General features: G+C 41.8%; 14 protein-coding genes. 10 read left to right on the forward strand and 4 right to left on the reverse strand.

What is annotated here, in order from left to right; genetic code table 11:
* Positions 1-40 precede the first annotated feature (40 nt).
* From fumC to R2S08_RS23805, 4 genes are read left to right on the forward strand one after another with little or no spacing between them, the layout of a single operon-like run.
* Positions 41-1438 (forward strand): class II fumarate hydratase, encoded by a 1398-nt coding sequence (gene fumC / locus R2S08_RS23790; RefSeq protein WP_133783755.1) that lies wholly within the window; start codon positions 41-43, stop codon positions 1436-1438.
* Between the two features lie 12 nt (positions 1439-1450).
* Complete coding sequence (locus R2S08_RS23795; RefSeq protein ID WP_316837482.1) at positions 1451-1945, forward strand: fumarate hydratase; 495 nt, start codon at positions 1451-1453, stop codon at positions 1943-1945.
* Positions 1946-1947: 2 nt separating this feature from the next.
* Positions 1948-2760: a S1/P1 nuclease gene (locus R2S08_RS23800; protein ID WP_316837483.1), complete on the forward strand. Its 813-nt coding sequence runs from the start codon at positions 1948-1950 to the stop codon at positions 2758-2760.
* Positions 2747-3334 carry a DUF1543 domain-containing protein gene (locus R2S08_RS23805; protein ID WP_316837484.1) on the forward strand — a complete coding sequence of 196 codons (588 nt, stop codon included), beginning with the start codon at positions 2747-2749 and terminating at the stop codon, positions 3332-3334. Before R2S08_RS23800 ends, R2S08_RS23805 begins: the two co-directional genes overlap by 14 nt.
* Before the next feature lie 55 nt (positions 3335-3389).
* On the opposite strand, the gene cphA is transcribed toward R2S08_RS23805, so the two are convergent.
* Positions 3390-6005 (reverse strand): cyanophycin synthetase, encoded by a 2616-nt coding sequence (gene cphA / locus R2S08_RS23810; protein ID WP_316837485.1) that lies wholly within the window; start codon positions 6003-6005, stop codon positions 3390-3392.
* 500 nt (positions 6006-6505) lie between these two features.
* Here cphA and R2S08_RS23815 point away from each other — a divergent pair, with 500 nt between their 5' ends.
* From R2S08_RS23815 to R2S08_RS23830, 4 genes are all read left to right on the forward strand, one after another.
* Positions 6506-7381 carry a cyanophycinase gene (locus R2S08_RS23815; protein ID WP_316837486.1) on the forward strand — a complete coding sequence of 292 codons (876 nt, stop codon included), beginning with the start codon at positions 6506-6508 and terminating at the stop codon, positions 7379-7381.
* Positions 7381-8223 (forward strand): isoaspartyl peptidase/L-asparaginase, encoded by an 843-nt coding sequence (locus tag R2S08_RS23820; RefSeq protein WP_316837487.1) that lies wholly within the window; start codon positions 7381-7383, stop codon positions 8221-8223. Before R2S08_RS23815 ends, R2S08_RS23820 begins: the two co-directional genes overlap by 1 nt.
* Positions 8224-8242: 19 nt before the next feature.
* Positions 8243-8938 carry a hypothetical protein gene (locus tag R2S08_RS23825; protein WP_316837488.1) on the forward strand — a complete coding sequence of 232 codons (696 nt, stop codon included), beginning with the start codon at positions 8243-8245 and terminating at the stop codon, positions 8936-8938.
* Between the two features lie 94 nt (positions 8939-9032).
* Positions 9033-11177 (forward strand): carboxy terminal-processing peptidase, encoded by a 2145-nt coding sequence (locus R2S08_RS23830; RefSeq protein ID WP_316837489.1) that lies wholly within the window; start codon positions 9033-9035, stop codon positions 11175-11177.
* Between the two features lie 70 nt (positions 11178-11247).
* Here R2S08_RS23830 and R2S08_RS23835 read toward each other — a convergent pair whose 3' ends face one another.
* A complete protein-coding gene (locus R2S08_RS23835) occupies positions 11248-12177 on the reverse strand; it encodes an SPFH domain-containing protein (RefSeq protein ID WP_108554793.1) in 930 nt (309 codons plus the stop codon).
* Between the two features lie 183 nt (positions 12178-12360).
* Here R2S08_RS23835 and R2S08_RS23840 point away from each other — a divergent pair, with 183 nt between their 5' ends.
* Positions 12361-14406 (forward strand): M13 family metallopeptidase, encoded by a 2046-nt coding sequence (locus tag R2S08_RS23840; RefSeq protein ID WP_316837490.1) that lies wholly within the window; start codon positions 12361-12363, stop codon positions 14404-14406.
* 352 nt (positions 14407-14758) lie between these two features.
* On the opposite strand, the gene R2S08_RS23845 is transcribed toward R2S08_RS23840, so the two are convergent.
* Entirely contained in the window at positions 14759-15883 is a 1125-nt protein-coding gene (locus R2S08_RS23845; RefSeq protein WP_316837491.1) for a CapA family protein, read from the reverse strand.
* Between the two features lie 64 nt (positions 15884-15947).
* The gene (locus tag R2S08_RS23850) at positions 15948-16502 is read right to left on the reverse strand and encodes a C40 family peptidase (protein WP_199076866.1); all 555 of its coding nucleotides are present in this window, start codon (positions 16500-16502) and stop codon (positions 15948-15950) included.
* 315 nt (positions 16503-16817) lie between these two features.
* On the opposite strand from R2S08_RS23850, the gene pdhA reads away from it, so the two are divergent.
* Positions 16818-17813: a pyruvate dehydrogenase (acetyl-transferring) E1 component subunit alpha gene (pdhA, locus tag R2S08_RS23855; protein WP_133783733.1), complete on the forward strand. Its 996-nt coding sequence runs from the start codon at positions 16818-16820 to the stop codon at positions 17811-17813.
* Positions 17814-17837: the final 24 nt, after the last annotated feature.

The following is a 17837-nucleotide window of genomic DNA, read 5'->3' on the forward strand; positions in this document are numbered from 1 at the left end:
TGAAGATAAACCTTAAATTTGCAGCAAAACTTATAAAATTATGAATTTTAGAACGGAACATGATACCATGGGTGAAGTGCAGGTGCCTTCCGATAAATATTGGGGAGCGCAAACTGAACGGTCACGTAATAATTTTAAAATTGGTCCGGAAGCATCTATGCCTAAGGAAATAATACATGCTTTTGGTTATTTAAAAAAGGCTGCAGCATTAGCAAACCAGGAACTGGGTGTTCTGGCGGCTGATAAAAAAGACCTGATTGTTAAAGCTTGTGATGAAGTTATTGCAGGTAAACTGGATGATCAGTTTCCCCTGGTGATCTGGCAGACCGGTTCAGGTACCCAAAGTAATATGAATGCCAATGAGGTGATTGCTTACCGCGGACACGTGATCAATGGGGGTGAACTGGGCGATGCAAAGAAAGTCCTTCACCCGAATGATGATGTGAATAAATCACAATCTTCTAATGATACTTACCCTACGGCAATGCATATTGCCGCCTATAAACAAGCCTCAGAAGTTACGCTTCCGGGCTTGGAAAAACTGCAGGCAACTTTAAGTGCCAAGGCTGTTGAATTTGCATCGATTGTGAAAACAGGGCGTACGCATTTTATGGATGCAACACCTTTAACTTTGGGCCAGGAATTTTCTGGTTATGCCCAGCAGATTACGAATGGCATAAGAGCGATTAAAAATGCCCTTGTCATGATCAGCGAACTTGCTCTTGGCGGTACTGCTGTAGGTACAGGTTTAAATACACCAAAAGGGTATGATGTTTTAGTAGCGAAAAAAATTGCTGAACTGACCGGCTTACCTTTTGTAACAGCTCCAAATAAATTTGAGGCACTTGCTGCACATGATGCAATGGTGGAGCTTTCTGGCGCTTATAAAAGAGTGGCAGTTTCTTTAATGAAAATAGCCAATGATGTAAGGATGTTAAGTTCTGGTCCGCGTTCTGGTATTGGAGAAATTATTATCCCTGATAATGAGCCAGGATCATCCATTATGCCAGGTAAAGTGAATCCAACACAACCGGAGGCTTTGACCATGGTTTGTGCGCAGGTGATCGGAAATGATGTGGCTGTAAGTGTGGGTGGAAGTACAGGTCATTTTGAACTGAATGTATTCAAACCGGTTATTGCAGCTAATGTGCTACAGTCGGGCCGTTTAATCGGTGACGCTTGTGTCTCTTTCAATGATCATTGTGCTGCTGGTATTTTACCAAACCTTCCGGAAATTAAGAAACACCTTGAAAATTCCCTGATGCTGGTTACGGCATTAAACCCTCATATTGGCTATGAAAATGCGGCAAAGATTGCCAAAAAAGCGCATAAAGAGAATAAAACACTCCGTGAGGCGGCTGTAGAACTGGGCTTATTGACCAGTGAACAGTTTGATGAGTGGGTAAGACCGGAAGACATGGTGGGTAGTTTAAAATAATTGGGAAGTTTGATGATGAGAAACCTCTTCTTTTTCCTTTTATTGACTGGCGTGATGGTTTCCTGTAGAAGATTGCCTAATGTACAGGGTAAAGGAGAGGCCTTCCTTCAGGGGGTATGGAACCAGGACAGTATTGCCAATTCGGCCCATCTGCTCAACTATACGCAGCACAAATTTAAATTTACATGCGATTCTTTCTATGTAGATATGGTGACGCACTCCAAAGTGAATTATTATTCAGATTCCTGTTTTAATGGTGGGGTTTGGAAAGAATATGCCAAAGGAGTTTATGCAGTACGGGCAGATAGTCTGTTTCTGGAAGGGACCTTTACCAAGGCCAATTATAAACAAAAGGTTTCCGGTTGTTATCAGACAGGAAGGTTTTCCAAGAGTTTTCTGATTAAATCTGCAAAGCCTGAAAGTATACAGCTGGAAAGCATCAGTGATCAGAGAGACCTGGACCTGAACCTTAAAGAACGCATTATTTGCGAGCAAAAAGAATTATAGAGATGAAGATATATTCAATAAAGAACAAAATAAAAGCGGGTTTGATGATTGCAGCCATGGCGTACTTTCCGGTAAAGGCTTCTGCCTGGGGAATGACGGGGCACCGTGTAGTTGGACAAGTCGCAGATTATTACCTGACCGCTAAGGCACGGAAAGGCGTGCAAAAAGTGCTGGGTTCAGAGTCTATGGCTATGGCAGCCAACTGGCCTGATTTTATAAAATCTGACACGACCTTTAACTACCTGAATGCATGGCACTATGTGAACTTACCTGGTGGTCTGGACCAGCAAGGTGTCTATCAATTCCTGAATACGGAGAAAGGGCCCAATGTGTTTAATAAGATTCCGGAAATGGTATCCATTTTAAAAAATCCGCAGAGCAACGCAGATCAGAAAAGAATGGCCATGAGAATTCTAATCCACCTGGTTGGTGACCTTCATCAGCCTATGCATACCGCAAGAAAAGAAGACCTTGGTGGCAATAAAATTAGTGTAACCTGGTTTGGGCAGAAATCTAATCTGCATAAAGTTTGGGACGAAGGATTGGTTGACTATCAGCAATTGAGCTATACAGAATATGCAGCTGCCATCAACCATCCAACACCAGAGCAGTTCAAAACCTGGTCTGCAACTTCTTTACAGGATTGCGTTTTTGAGTCTTATATGATCTGCAATAAGATTTATGATCATATTAAGCCAGAGGATAAATTGAGCTACCGTTATAATTTTGATTATGTCGATACCATTAATGAGCAATTGTTGAAAGGCGGGGTACGTCTGGCAAAAATCATCAATGATATCTATGCGAAATCTTAAAATTCCAATGATGGAACCTTATAAATTATTTATGATCATGTTGGGTTGCAAGCCTGCGGGGAGACATACCGAACAGCATGATATTTTCTTTACAGTAAGCAAAAACCTTAAGGAGACCGTTCCTGGCATTCTGGATTTCTGGCCTGAGGCAAAAGAAAAGATTCACATAGATGCCTGGCGTGAAGTGACTGAGGTGAATGGTTACCGGATAGAAATTGTTGAAAAGAGTCGTGCTGAAGAACAGTTGCAAAAATTGTTCTTTATCAATTTAGGCGGGTATAAACAAGGAGAATTTGACGAGCCTCATTACAAGATGGTTGTTGTCGCTCCAAATCTGGCTGATGCCACGCGGCAGGCAAAGGAGAGTGCTTTTTATCGCCATACCGGGTTTTCCGGTGCGACCTCCCATATCGATGACAAGTATGGAGTAGATGTAGATGATATCTTTGAGATTATGGATATTTTGCCGAAAGACATTAAAGAGGTCTATCGTCTCCGGATAACAAAGGCTCCCGAACTTCCTGCTGATGAGATTCATTTGGGGTATTTTCCCCTTGGAAAGATCAAAGCTTAAATAAGATCATTATAAATTTATAAAGGCACAGCGATTACCGCTGTGCCTTTATGTTTTAAACCCCGAATTCTTTATCCAGGTATTCTGTTACCTTATGTATGGCATTGTCAATCGTGTCACTCAGAATGGTGATAAACGATCCGGATTTGGCTGTAGCGATAATGTATCTGAGACAATCTTCTCCGTTGTTGTTGATGGTTACTTCCATGTCTGGTTTGATCTCATGTATGCCGGCCAGCAGTAAGTCGATCAGTTCCTGTTGATTTCTGCCTCTCAGGTATTTTTCCTGGCAGATGATAATTTTGTCGAACATCTGAGCTGCGATTCGGGCCGTTTCTTTGATGTCTTCATCTCTGCGGTCTCCGGTACCTGAAATGACACCTACATGTTCCGTTGCTTCAATCGTTTTTAAATAATCCTTGATGCCGTTAAACCCATCTGGATTGTGGGCGAAATCAACCAGGATCTGGAACTCTTTGAATTTAAAGATGTTCATGCGGCCTGGCGTTTGAGCGGCAGAAGGAATGAATGTTTCCAGAGACATTCGGATGTCTTCTATTTTATAACCGCAAAGAAAAGCAGCCAGTGTAGCGGCCAGAACATTCTGGATCATGAAATCAACACTTCCTCCAAAGGTGATGGGAACGTGTGTTACCTTGTCTACACGTATTTTCCAGTCTCCTTTTTTAATGGTGATATAACCGTTTTCATAAATTGCAGCTGTTCCGCCTTTTTTGCAATGCTCAACGATGGCCGGATTTTTTTCGTCCATACTAAAGTAAGCGATTTTACAATCTGCATCGTTGGCTATTTTAATACAATATTTATTATCGGCGTTTAACACTGCCCAGCCATCTCTTTTCACGGCACCGATCACTACGGCTTTCACACGGGTCAGGTCATCGAGGTTATGGATGTCGGAAATGCCTAAATGGTCCTCCTGGATATTGGTTACTACTCCGATGTCGCACTTATTGAAACCCAGTCCTGCACGGAGTATACCTCCTCTGGCTGTTTCCAGTACGGCAAACTCTACGGTTGGATCGCGAAGAATAAATTCAGAACTGATAGGTCCTGTGGTATCTCCTTTCATTAACATGGTGTTTTGAACGTAGATCCCGTCGGAAGTTGTATAACCTACCCTCGTGCCATTGCTTTTGACCATGTGGGCAATTAACCGGGTGGTGGTGGTTTTTCCATTCGTACCTGTTACGGCAATAATTGGGATTCTTGCAGATTTACCAGGTGGGTAAAGCATGTCAATAACTGGGGCGGCAACATTTCTTGGAAGACCTTCGCTTGGAGCAAGGTGCATTCTGAAACCGGGTGCAGCATTGACTTCCAGGATCACTCCTCCGTTTTCTGTTAGGGGCTGTGTGAGGTTTTGGGCCATCACATCTATACCGCAAATGTCTAATCCGATGATCCGTGAAATGCGTTCACTGATAAATATATTCTGCGGGTGGACCAGGTCGGTAACGTCGATGGATGTTCCACCTGTACTTAAGTTAGCGGTAGATTTCAGGTAAACGATTTCTCCATTCGGAACGATAGTTTCCAGGGTATATTCTTTTTTGGCAAGCAGATCCAGGGTATCCCGGTCTACAATGATTTCGGTGAGCACATTTTCATGGCCATAACCTCTTCTTGGATCTTCATTTTCCTTATCGATCAGTTGCTGCACGGTTAATTGTCCGTTACCGGTTACATGGGCGGGTACACGGAGGGCTGCGGCAACCATTTGGTGATCAATAACCAGGATCCTGAAGTCATAGCCTGTAATAAAGCGCTCAATAATGACCTTACGGGAATAGTTTTTGGCGTATTCGAAGGCCTCTTTTGCAGCGGCTTCTGTCTTTACATTGATGGTCGCACCCTTGCCATGGTTACCATCCAGAGGTTTAAAAACAAGGGGGAAGCCTACTTTCTTAATGGCATCCTCCAGGTCCTCCGGATTAGAAATGGTCACACCTTTGGCAACAGGAATGGCAGAATCCTGTAAAAGTCTTTTGGTTTCATCCTTATTACAGGCAATATCTACCGCGATACTATTGGTTTTCTCTGTCATGGTTGCCCGGAAGCGGACCTGGTTCTTTCCATAGCCCAGTTGTACCAGAGAGCTTTTATTCAGTCTGATCCAGGGGATATCTCTGGAAATGGCTTCATCGACTATAGAACCTGTACTGGGTCCTAGTCTTTCCAGCTCTCTAAGCTCCCTTAATTTTTGGATATGAGCTTCCAGATCGCATTCATGGTTGTTGATCAGGGCTTCGGCAATCTGTACGGAAGCTTCAGCAGCATAAATACCTGCTTTTTCTTCCAGGTAACTGAAAACGACATTATAAATGCCTTCTATTTTGGTTTGTCTGGTTCTGCCATAACCGGTATCCATCCCGGCGAGTGTCTGGATTTCTAATGCGATATGTTCTATCACGTGGCCCATCCAGGTTCCTTCTTTAACGCGCTCGAAAAAGCCACCCTCACGTCCTTTAGAGCAGCGATGGCTGAACATGCTGGGGATGAGTTTTACAATGCGCTCTTCGAATCCCTCGATAAGATTTGTTGGCCTTTGTTCCAGATCTTCCAGGTCCAGGCGCATTTGAATGAGTTTCTTTCTGTTAATTGACCAGATATTTGGTCCTCTCAGCACTTGAATGCCTAGTATTTTCATCTATTTGTAGTTTTCTGTTTAATGGTGATGAAGCTGTCAGGAGTAATTGCGTTTTGTTTTTTGAGTGTTTGCTCCTGACGGTTTCATCTATTTGTAGTTTTCTGTTTAATGGTGATGAAGCTGTCAGGAGTAATTGCGTTTTTTTGAGTGTTTGCCCCTGACGGTTTCATCTATTTTATAATTTTCTGTTTAACTGTGATGAGGCTGTCAGGAGCAATTAATTCTTGTTTTGAATGTTTTGCTGATGAGGTTTCATCTGTACGTAAGTTTAATTTTTCTATTCAGTAGATTTGATTAAAGGATATATCTGTTCTACATCTTATGTGTGCGGGATGGATAAGGCTTTAAAACGAGCAACCGTTATCGTCTATAAAATTAATAAAATATTCGAATTTCTTTTAGCTGTTGAAAAGGAAATAATGGAAGCTTTTTGATAAAAAAAACTTAATTATTTCCCGAATGGGTATATATTTGGAACAATAGGGACTTAAAAGGAAAAAATGGCTCCAAAAGGGAAATTAATAATTATTGGTGGCGCAATAAATACGGGCAGTTTTACAGAAACAGAATTTGGCCTGCCTCAGAATATGAATTTTTTTGAGCGGGGTATATTAAAGCGAATTACGATAGAGTCTTTAAAAAACACAGAATCGAGATTTGAAATCATAACTACGGCGTCTTTGATCCCCGAGAAAGTTGGAGAGGAATATATAAAAGCCTTCGCCCAATTGGATGTTCACAATGTTGGGGTACTCAACATCAGTAACCGGGAACAGGCCAATGACGCAGGAAACTGCGCGCGGATTAAGGCTGCTGACGCAGTGATTTTTACAGGCGGGGATCAGTTGCGTTTGTCTTCTATTTTTGGAGGAACAAGTTTTCATGATATTTTGCTGGATAAATACCAGAACGAAGCAGTGGTCATTTCGGGAACATCTGCCGGAGCGGCTGCAAGTTCAAAGAATATGATTTATCAGGGCAGCAGTAAAGACGCTCTTTTAAAGGGAGAAGTGAAGATCACCGGAGGTCTTGGATTTATTGATGGGGTCATTGTAGATACGCATTTTGTACAAAGAGGGAGGATTGGCAGGCTGTTGTATGCTGCAGCCAGTAACCCGGGTATTCTTGGTATTGGTCTCGGCGAAGATACCGGACTTTACATCTCTGAAGGGCATACCATGGAAGCCATTGGTTCGGGTATGGTGATCCTGGTTGATGGAAGACATATGACCGACACCAATCTGACAGATGTGGAAATGGGACAACCTGTGTCTATTAATAATATGGTGGTACATGTGATGTGTGATGGGGACGTTTATGACCTGACCACTCATGCACTGACGATCCATCATCCTAAAACTGTTGCAACTCAGTAATGAAGATTATTATACATGGCGGATTTTTTAGTGAATCGGCTACAAACCAGGAGACGAAAAAGGCCAAGCAGGAGGCATTGTCTGCAATTGTGACAAAATCTTATACCTTTTTGCAGGAACACACGGCGCTGGAAACGGTGGTCTTTGCGGTGAGTCTGTTGGAAAGTGATCCTCTTTTTAACGCAGGTCTTGGGTCTCAGATCCAAAGTGATGGCAAAGTCAGATTGAGCGCTTCTGTTATGGACGGAAGGACACAACGTTTTAGTGGTGTGATTAATATAGAAGACGTGGAGCATCCGGTTCGGGTCTCCGCAAAATTATTGAATGAGGATGATCGGGTATTGAGTGGTGAGGGAGCTCTTGATTTTGCCAGGAAAAATGGGTTCGGCTATTTTGATCCGGTTACAGAACAACGCAGAGCTGAATATGAAGCAAAGCGAAGTGAACAGGGTAGAAAAGGAACGGTTGGCTGTGTCGCGTTGGATCGACATGGAAACCTGGCAGCGGCAACCTCTACAGGCGGAAAAGGTTTTGAAATTCCATGCCGGGTTAGTGATTCGGCAACGGTTGCGGGCAATTTTGCCAATCCGCATGCCGGAATCTCGTGTACCGGAGTAGGCGAGGATATAGTAAGTACGGCATTAGCGTGTAAAATTGTAACCCGGGTAACCGATGGATTTTCTTTACAATCGGCTGCGGAAAAGTCTTTTTCAGAACTGAAAGAGTTTGATGGTTTTGCTGGAATTATTGGTATTACTTCTACAGGAGAGGTTTATCATCAGGATTCTCATTCTTATATGGTTTGGGCGTCTTTTGATGTTAATTTACAGGTGTTTAACTAAAAAATGATATCTTTGCAAAATGTATAGATATGTCCTGTCCTTATTCTTTTTGCTTACAGCTTCCGGTGCGATAGCACAAACCAGTACGCTGCTGGCACCAGATCAGGTTCCGGGCGGAGGTGCAATTAATATCGCGGTTTCCAAATCAGATGAGGAAGATGGAGATAATTATTTTGCCGAGGCGGAGAAAAACGAGAAAAAAGGCGAGTTTAATGAAGCCATGACTTTATTTGGTAAAGCCGCTTTTGAATACAACAATGCCCGGGAATTTGTAGCTTATGGATCAGCTTTGCTGAGATTGAGTAATATCCACCTCATCATGGAACATTATACGGAAGCAGAACAGGTTGTTCTTAATGTTGCACTAAAAAATTACAGTAGGATTGGAAATAGAAAAGGGCAAATGGATTCTTATAATCAGCTTGGAAAAATCTACTTCGCTGCGAATAAACTGACACAATCTTTATGGTTCTATACCCAGCAGGGGATGCTGGCAAGACAGCTGAACAATAATCCTTCTTATATCGATTCAATGCTTGGAATTGCCCTTGTAAAGGTTAAAAAGAAGGAATATAAACTCGCATCGAAGGATATAGTCAAGGCAGAATTATTTGCACGTTCTGTAAAGGTTAACCAGTTTAATGCACAAATTAAAAGCACCAAGAATTTAATCTCTGAAAAGGTTAATTCTAAGGAAATAAGGAGAATTAAATAAGTTTTTTTAAGTTTACAAAAAAGAGACAGTATTATTACTGTCTCTTTTTTGTTTATTTCAGAAATTGGTATCATATTGGTTGTTGATTTACAAAATGGATTTTAAATTATTTAAAGAGATGTTGAAAAGAATATTAATGGTGACCTTCACTGCTGCTGTGCTGGCCTGTCAGGCGGCACCGAGACAACAGCCGCGGGTGGATGGAACGCCTAACATCACGCCAGCTGAACAGCAGGGGCTGGTTTGCAAGGAAGTGGTGGCGCTGATTGAAAACTATAACTACAAAAAAATTAAGCTGAACGATTCTATTTCATCTCTCATCCTGGATAAATACATAAAGGCTTTGGATGGCTCGAGGAACTATTTTCTGGCTTCAGATATTAAAAACTTTGAGCAGTACAGAAATACGCTGGATGATGATTTCAGAAACGGGGACCTGAGTGCTCCTTTTTATATCTTTAATGTATACCTGAAACGGTATAACGAGTGGATCAACTATTCACTTGCCCAGGTAAAAGGGAAGTATGATTTTAACGAGAACGATACTTATGTATATGACCGGGAGAAAATGCCTTGGCCTGCGTCTGCAACCGTGCTGAATGATATCTGGAAAAAGAGAGTTAAATATGAATTGGTGAATTTGCAGATTGCCGGTACAACTGAGGCAAAAAATGCAGAGACCCTAACCAAAAGATATCAGAATTTAAAATCCCAGATCTCAAAAATTAACAACCAGGATGTGTTCCAAACCATCATGGATGCTTTTACGGAGACTATTGATCCACATACTAATTATTTTAATCCTTCTAATGCACAAGCCTTTAATGAAGAAATGGCACGCTCGTTTGAAGGTATCGGAGCGCGGCTGAAGCTGGAAAATGAGGTGCTTAAAATTGATGAGATTATTCCCGGTGGACCTGCTTTTAAAAGCAAATTGCTCAGTGCGGGAGATAAAATCATTGGTGTGGCTCAGGCGGGTGGTGAGTTTGAAGACATCATCGGATGGAGAATTGAGAACTCGGTTTCTAAAATAAAGGGACCTAAAGGGACCAAGGTAAGACTAAAAATCATTCCTTCCGGACATGAGTTGTCTTCTAAACCTGTGATCATTGAACTGGTTAGAGAGAAAATTATTCTGGAAGACCAGTCTGCTAAAAAACAGGTTAAAACCATTGAATCCAATGGTAAGACTTATAAAATTGGAATTATCAAAGTACCGGCATTTTATGCTGACTTTAAAGCCGCGAACGCCGGAGACCCGAATTATAAGAGTACGACACGTGACGTGAAGTTGCTGATTGATACTTTAAAAAATAAAGACAAGGTTGATGCGATTGTAATGGACCTGAGAGCAAATGGTGGTGGTTCCTTACTGGAGGCCATTGACCTGACTGGCTTGTTCATTGGAAAGGGGCCTGTAGTGCAGGTTAAAGACTTAAGGGGTAAAGTTGATGTCAACGAATCGACCAATCCGGCTGTGGCCTGGGATGGTCCGTTTGGGGTAATGGTGGATAGATTGAGTGCTTCTGCATCGGAAATCTTTTCTGGAGCAATCCAGGATTATGGCCGTGGTATCATCATGGGTACACAGACCTATGGTAAGGGTACGGTACAATCTTCTATTGACCTGAATAAATTGGTCAATCCATCTATTTTGCAAAGGTTAGCTGCACTGATTAGTAAGGAGGGTTCTGTTGGTGCTGCGGGTACGGGCTCTACGCCCCCTCAGTTAGGACAGATCAACTTAACCATGGCCAAGTTTTACCGGGTTACAGGAAGCAGCACACAACATAAAGGTGTAATGCCAGACATTATTTTCCCTTCTGTATATCCAATGGACAAGATTGGAGAGGATACAGAGCCTTCTGCTTTGCCATGGGATGTGGTTAACCGCTCTAACTTCACGGCTGTTCAGGATCTTTCGGCGGTAAGACCGGTGTTGGTTAAACAGCATGAGCAGCGTATGGCAAATTCACTGTACTATAAGGTTCTTCAGCAGGATATTGCGGATATGAAGAAAAGAGACAATGAGGTTTCTGTAACCCTTAATGAAAACAAATTAAAAGTAGAACGCGATAGTCTTGAAGCAAAGGCATTGGCTAAAACCAATGAACTAAGGGCATCGAGAGGCTTGCCTCCGATTAAGAAGGGAGATAAAATTACCAAGGAAGACAGCTTTGATTTTGTAGAGAATGAAAGCCTTAAAGTAATGGCAGATCTGATGCAGATGAATAAATAGTATTCTAAAATAAAAAAAGAAAGGGGCTCTTAAAATTTTAAGAGCCCCTTTCTTTTGTAAAAATGCTTTGTTATTTTTTGTCAGAAAGTTTCTGCATCTGAACCGACATCAGTTCTTTCATCGTTTTGTTCATCGCATCTGTAGATCCATCAAGAAAGATGGTATTTCCCTGGCTGTTCTCTGCAAAATGTTTAATGGACTCTGTCCACATTGTAAACAGGATAACGGAGATATCCAGATTGGCCTGCTCCATTTCCTGAGCGGCTTTAGTCATACCGTGTGCAACCTCAGCCCTGAACAAAGCAATACCTTGTCCGCGAAGCTGAGCGGCTTCTCTTTCTGCTGCTGCTGCGATCTTTATCGCGTTACCATCAGCTTCTGCGCCTTTTGTCTTGGTAATTAAAAGTGCTTGCCCTTCGTTTTCTGCTGCTGCCTTCAGGTTGTTGGAGGCCACAACCCTGCTCATTGACCTCATGATTTCCTCGTCGAAAGTAATGTCATTGAGTTGCAGATCTTGCAGGTGATACCCCCAGGACTCTAAAACTTTGTCGATCTGTTGTTTTACATGCTCTACGATCTCATTCCGCTGCGCCAAAACATTTGCTTGCTTTTGTGTAGCCACATAAGCACGGATGGAACCTTCAATTGTACGGATCAGCGCTTGCATTAAATTCGTCGCATCCACAAATTTAAAGGCGACATTTTTGATGGTTTCTTCTTCGTGGTCCAGGACAGAATAAAGCAGCATGGCTTTAAAATAAACGTTGGCCTGATCTTGGGTAACGGCCTGGAAAGAGAGTTCTACTGAGCGGTTCTGTATAGAGATCCTGGAGTGAATGATTTCGATCAGGGGCCATTTAAAATTCAGGCCTGGACGGAGCTGGCGTCTGTATTTTCCAAATACAGTAACAACGGCAATGGTCCCCTGTCTAACGGTTACGAAAGAACTTAGGGCCACAATGAGAGCAATAATCAGAATGGTATAAAGAAAGTAATCCATAGTTTTTTTTCTTGAAGTTAGGAAATTAACTGTTTAACTGGGATAAATATTCTGATTTGTGTACCTGTTTTCTTAGTTTTATTCTGAAATTAGACCAAACAGGTTTCTGAGTTCTTTGCAGCAGAAGGTTGGATGAGCACCTTTTGAATGCAATAATGCTTTAAATTAACTAAGATTATAAATATGAAAACAAAATTAAGTTTATCATTAGCGGGACTCGCCCTCCTTGCCGCATGTCAGAACAAAGACAAAGGCAGCGCGGCAGGCAAGGAGGTCCGGACAGAATTCTTTGATAAATCAGGAATGGACACTACGGTTAATCCTGGTGACAATTTCTTCCTGTATGCAAACGGACAGTGGATGAAAAAGACACAGATTCCGAAAACAGAGACTGGCTGGGGCTCATTTTATACCTTGTACAATGACAACATTAAAAGCCTGGACGAGATTCTGATCAATGCCTCTAAGGAAGAGCACCCTAAGGGTAGTCTGGAGCAAAAGGTTGGCGATTTCTACGCCAGCGGTATGGATACCCTTGCTATTGAAAAATTAAGCTATACTCCATTAAAACCCTTGCTGGCTAAAATCGATGCCCTTAAGGATTATAAAGACGTTCTCAATTTTGTAGCGGAAGGTTACAAAGACGGAAATGGCGATCTGTTTGGGTTTTATGTTGGGCCAGATGATAAGATCAGCACAAAAAATGCGGTGAACTTTTCTCAGTCTGGTACTACTTTGCCAGAGCGGAGTTATTATTTTAATAATGATGCACAGACCAAAAAGATCAGGGCAGAGTTTTTAAAATACATGACACAGTTGTTCGTCCTTACCGGATCGGCTAAGGAAGAGGCGGCGAAATATGCAGATAACGTACTTAAGCTGGAAACCAGCATTGCCAATTCCCATTCTACCCCGGTAGAACTGCGCGATCCTCAGAAAAACTACAATAAATATTATGTTGCGGATTTTCAGAAGCTCACTCCGGATATGGACTGGAAAACTTTATTGGGTAAAATGGAACTCAAAACAGATACCATCCTGGTTGGGCAGCCTAAATATTACCAGGCACTGAATAATTTATTGAAATCCCAGCCAATAGAGGTATGGAAAGAGAAATTGAAATTTGACGCCATCAACAGCGCAACACCTGCCTTAAGTAAGGATTTTCGTACGGCAAGGTTTGAATTCTTTGGAAAGACCATACAGGGCTTAAAGGAACCAAAAGAACGCTGGAAAGCTATTGTAAGCAGCACAGATGGAAATATTGGTGAATTGTTGGGCCAGCTTTATGTAAAGGAGCATTTTACGCCTGAAGCGAAAAAAAGAATGCTGGAACTGGTTGACAATTTGCAAAAGGTTTATAAATCCAGAATCGAAAAGCTGGATTGGATGAGCCCGGCAACAAAACAGAAAGCAGTTGATAAGCTGCAGGCTTTTATCAAAAAGATCGGATATCCGGATAAATGGAAGAAATATGATGATGTGAATATCACCAAAGACAATTATTATGCGAACCTGCAGTCTGCCGATAAACATGCTTATAATGAAATGATAAATAAGCTGGGCAAGCCAGTGGATAAAACAGAATGGGGAATGACGCCGCCAACGGTGAATGCCTATTACAATCCTTCGATCAATGAGATCGTTTTCCCGGCTGGAATTCTTCAATTTCCTTTCTTTGATTTTGGAGCGGATGATGCCATTAACTACGGTGCCATTGGTGCGGTAATCGGGCATGAAATGACACATGGTTTTGATGATCAGGGAAGACAATATGATAAGGACGGAAATCTGAAAGATTGGTGGACGGCTGGTGATGCCACTAAATTTAAGGACAAGGCGAAAAAGGTTACAGACTTGTATAACGGCTTTACTTTGCTAGACAAACAGCATGTTAATGGTGAATTGACCCTGGGTGAAAACCTGGCCGATATTGGTGGTTTGGCTATTGCTTATGAGGCTTTCAAATTAACGTCGCAGGGCAAAAGTGATAAGAAGGTTGATGGTTTTACGCCGGATCAGCGTTTCTTCTTAAGCTTTGCTCAGGTATGGCGGATTAAGAGCAGGGATGAGTCTATGCGTGTCCGTTTAAAAACAGATCCGCATTCTCCTGAAATGTTCAGGGTTAATGGACCTGTGTATAGCATGGAGCCATTCTATAAAGCATTTAATATTCCTGCAACAGCGAAAATGTACGTTGCGCCTGCAAATCGTGTAGGTGTTTGGTAGGATTTTGTTGTTTTTGAAAAGCCCGGCTGTTTTGAATAGCCGGGCTTTTTTTTGGCCTTCCTGGTGTGAAAAAAAGAAGGGTAAACTCGAAGGCTGCTTAAGCTTAGGCGGGCAGAAAAAGCCCGCAAACCTTAAAAGGCCTTCTCCCTTACACCTTCTTTTTTTCAGTATGGCGCCTAACCGGATTTCGTGGTAAATAGGCAGCCTTCAAATAAACAAAAAGAGATTTTTGAGCTTTTCCTATACTCGGGATAGACTCAGCTCCCAGAAAAATTTTACCTGCTCGGAGAGCGCCTGACGTGTTCGAGCCCTTCAGCGAGAATATGTAGCGCGAAAAGAGCAGGTGAAATTTTTACTCCACAGGAACCTTATCCAAATCCGATTTCAAAAGAATTTGTCCGTTTTCAAAACGCAAGCCATGACCAGGGAAATCAGCATCTGTTAGCGCAGCCATTTTTTTAAAGGCTGTAGCGTTCTCATCCCTGGTGAGACGGTTGATCCGGTCTTGCTTCACGGAAATGACGTCTGCGCAAAGGAAATCACCTTTTGCGTTGATCTTTAGCTGCAATAAGGGAGCAAAGCCATTCGGACCTTTTAAACTGAACATACCATAGGTACAGAAATTTCCAAGACTGTAGGCAATGAATTTGTTCTTGTACACCTCGACCGCGCGGGTTACATGAGGCCCCTGACCTAAAACAACATCAGCACCAGCATCAATCACGGCATGGGCAAAAGCATACACATTTCCCCGGTTTTCCTTATAAAAGATTTCGTTTCTCCGTGGTACATGCTCAAACTTAGCGCCCTCGCCACCGCCATGAAAGGAAACAATAACAATGTCTGCCTGTGATTTTAACCTGGCGACCAGTGCTTTGGCGCTGTCTATTTTATTAATGGAGACAGTGTTCTCATTAGGTGCAAATGCGCAGAATGCATATTTTACACTGTCCTTTTCAAAAAGGGCAAATGGATGAGAGGTGAGCCCGGCATAGTTAATCTGAAGAGAATCCAGGATCGCAGCTGTTTTTTTTCTGCCTGCGGCACCAAAATCGCCGACATGGTTGTTGGCTACACTCAGGAGATTAAAACCGGCAGCTTTGTAGATACCTGCATACCTTTCAGGCATTCTAAAAGCAAAACAGCTGTTTCCACTGGTGTCACTACATTTGGTAGATTTCCCCTGATTTAGAAAACAGCCCTCCAGGTTTCCAAAAATAACATCTCCATGCAGATCCTCCTTTACTTGCTGGAAGCTGTTAACGGCATCATCGGGTGGCAGACCCAGTTTATTGGGATAGGCAGAGCCCAGCATAATATCGCCAACTGCAGTAATGGATATGGTATCTTTAATAGTCTTTTTTGGCAGGGTATCCTGAACAACTGAAGAATGCTCCGCGGCAACATTATTACCAAGGCAACTCATCAGGGCAGGAAAGATCAATAGGCTTAGCAAAGCGTACTGGGATGTTTTCATAGGGGTAGTTCATAAAAAAATCCCCCTAAGTGCTCAGGAGGATTCTGTATTCGTTTAATTCTTGTTATTCTTCTATTAGATCCTTTTTAACAGAATCCAGTATCCTGCCACCCTTGTAAAAATAACGGGAATAATAAGGTTCATTCAGGTTACTGATCACCACACCTCTTGAAGAAGATGCATGAGCAAAACGGTTATCGCCCAGATATATTCCGATATGGGTAATGCTGTTGCTCTTTATTTTAAAGAAAACCAGATCGCCTTCCCGAAGTTCATCCTTTGGAAGAGGATTGACCATACTGAATATATCTCTGGAGTTTCTTAAGATCGTAGTGTTGAAAACTTTATCGTAAATGGCTTTGGTAAAAGCGGAACAATCAATGCCTTTCTTTGTATTCCCGCCAAACCGGTAAGGAGTTCCGATCCATTCGTAGATAAATTTATAGAGTTTGATATTGGAGGTTGCGTCCACAGCGACACCCATAACCTGGGAGAAATATTGTGAAGCTAAATTGTCAGGATCCTCGAGTTTGTTAGTTTCTTTTGTCTTTGATTGTGCGGATACGAATGTGATACTGCACAAAACAATTAGAGATGAAAGTAAAAACTTTTTTATCATGTTATACTGTTAAGTTTGGGTAAAAGGCACTTACACTTAAACGTACACCACCAGGGCTTATTGTTAGGTTGTCAAAACTATGCTTTTTACAAATGTTATCCAAATGTCATCGAAACAAATTTAAAAGTTATCCACATTTTTTGTGCAAAAAGTTTTTTTTAGTGTGGAAAGCTAAGCTGACTTAAAAAAAATTAGATCTATTTGTTGGAAAATATATAGAGGTTGTGTAACCTTAGTGTTGAAATTACATTCGATTTCTTCGATATATTGCAATAAAAAAGTAGATTTGCTCTCGTAAAAAAATCAACACCCAAAATGAGTGCAGTAGAAATTAATAAAGATACCTATTTGAAGTGGTTTGAGTCGATGTTGCTAATGCGCAAGTTCGAAGAAAAAACTGGTCAACTTTACGGACAACAAAAAATCCGTGGTTTTTGTCATTTATATATCGGTCAGGAAGCTGTTGTAGCAGGAGCTATTTCTGCTATGAAACAAGGTGATTCAATGATTACGACTTATCGCGATCATGCTCATGCACTTGCATTGGGCGTAAGTGCAGATAGTATCATGGCAGAAATGTATGGTAAAGCTACTGGTTGTTCAAAAGGAAAAGGTGGCTCTATGCACATTTTTAGTAAAGAACACCATTTTTACGGTGGTCATGGTATTGTTGGTGGTCAGATCCCTTTGGGCGCAGGTATTGCTTTTGCAGAAAAATATAAAGGCACAAATAATGTAAATATTTGCTACATGGGTGACGGCGCAGTTCGTCAGGGTGCTTTGAACGAAGCATTCAACATGGCAATGCTTTGGAAACTTCCTGTGGTATTTGTTTGCGAGAACAATTTTTACGCTATGGGTACTTCAGTTGAGCGTACTACAAATATGACTGACATTTACAAAATTGGTTTAGGATTTGATATGCCATGTGCTCCGGTTGACGGGATGGATCCGATTGCTGTTCACAATGCAATGGACGAGGCTATTCAGCGTGCAAGATCTGGTGAAGGACCAACCTTCCTGGAAATGAGAACTTACAGATACAGAGGCCACTCCATGTCTGATCCAGCTAAATATCGCACTAAAGATGAATTAGAAGAATATAAAGCTAAAGATCCTATCGAATCGGTTAAAGACGCTATTCTTAAAGAAAAGTATGCTGACCAGGCCTGGATTGAGGAAATAGAGCAGAAGGTAAAACAAATTGTAGATAACTCTGTGAAATTTGCAGAAGAGTCTCCATGGCCAGAAGCATCAGAATTGTATTCTGATATTTATGTTCAAAAGGACTATCCATACGTACTAGATTAATTTTTAACGGATTTCATTGATATT

The sequence above is a fragment of the Pedobacter nutrimenti genome (assembly GCF_032678445.1).
Taxonomy (GTDB): Bacteria; Bacteroidota; Bacteroidia; order Sphingobacteriales; family Sphingobacteriaceae; genus Pedobacter; species Pedobacter nutrimenti_A.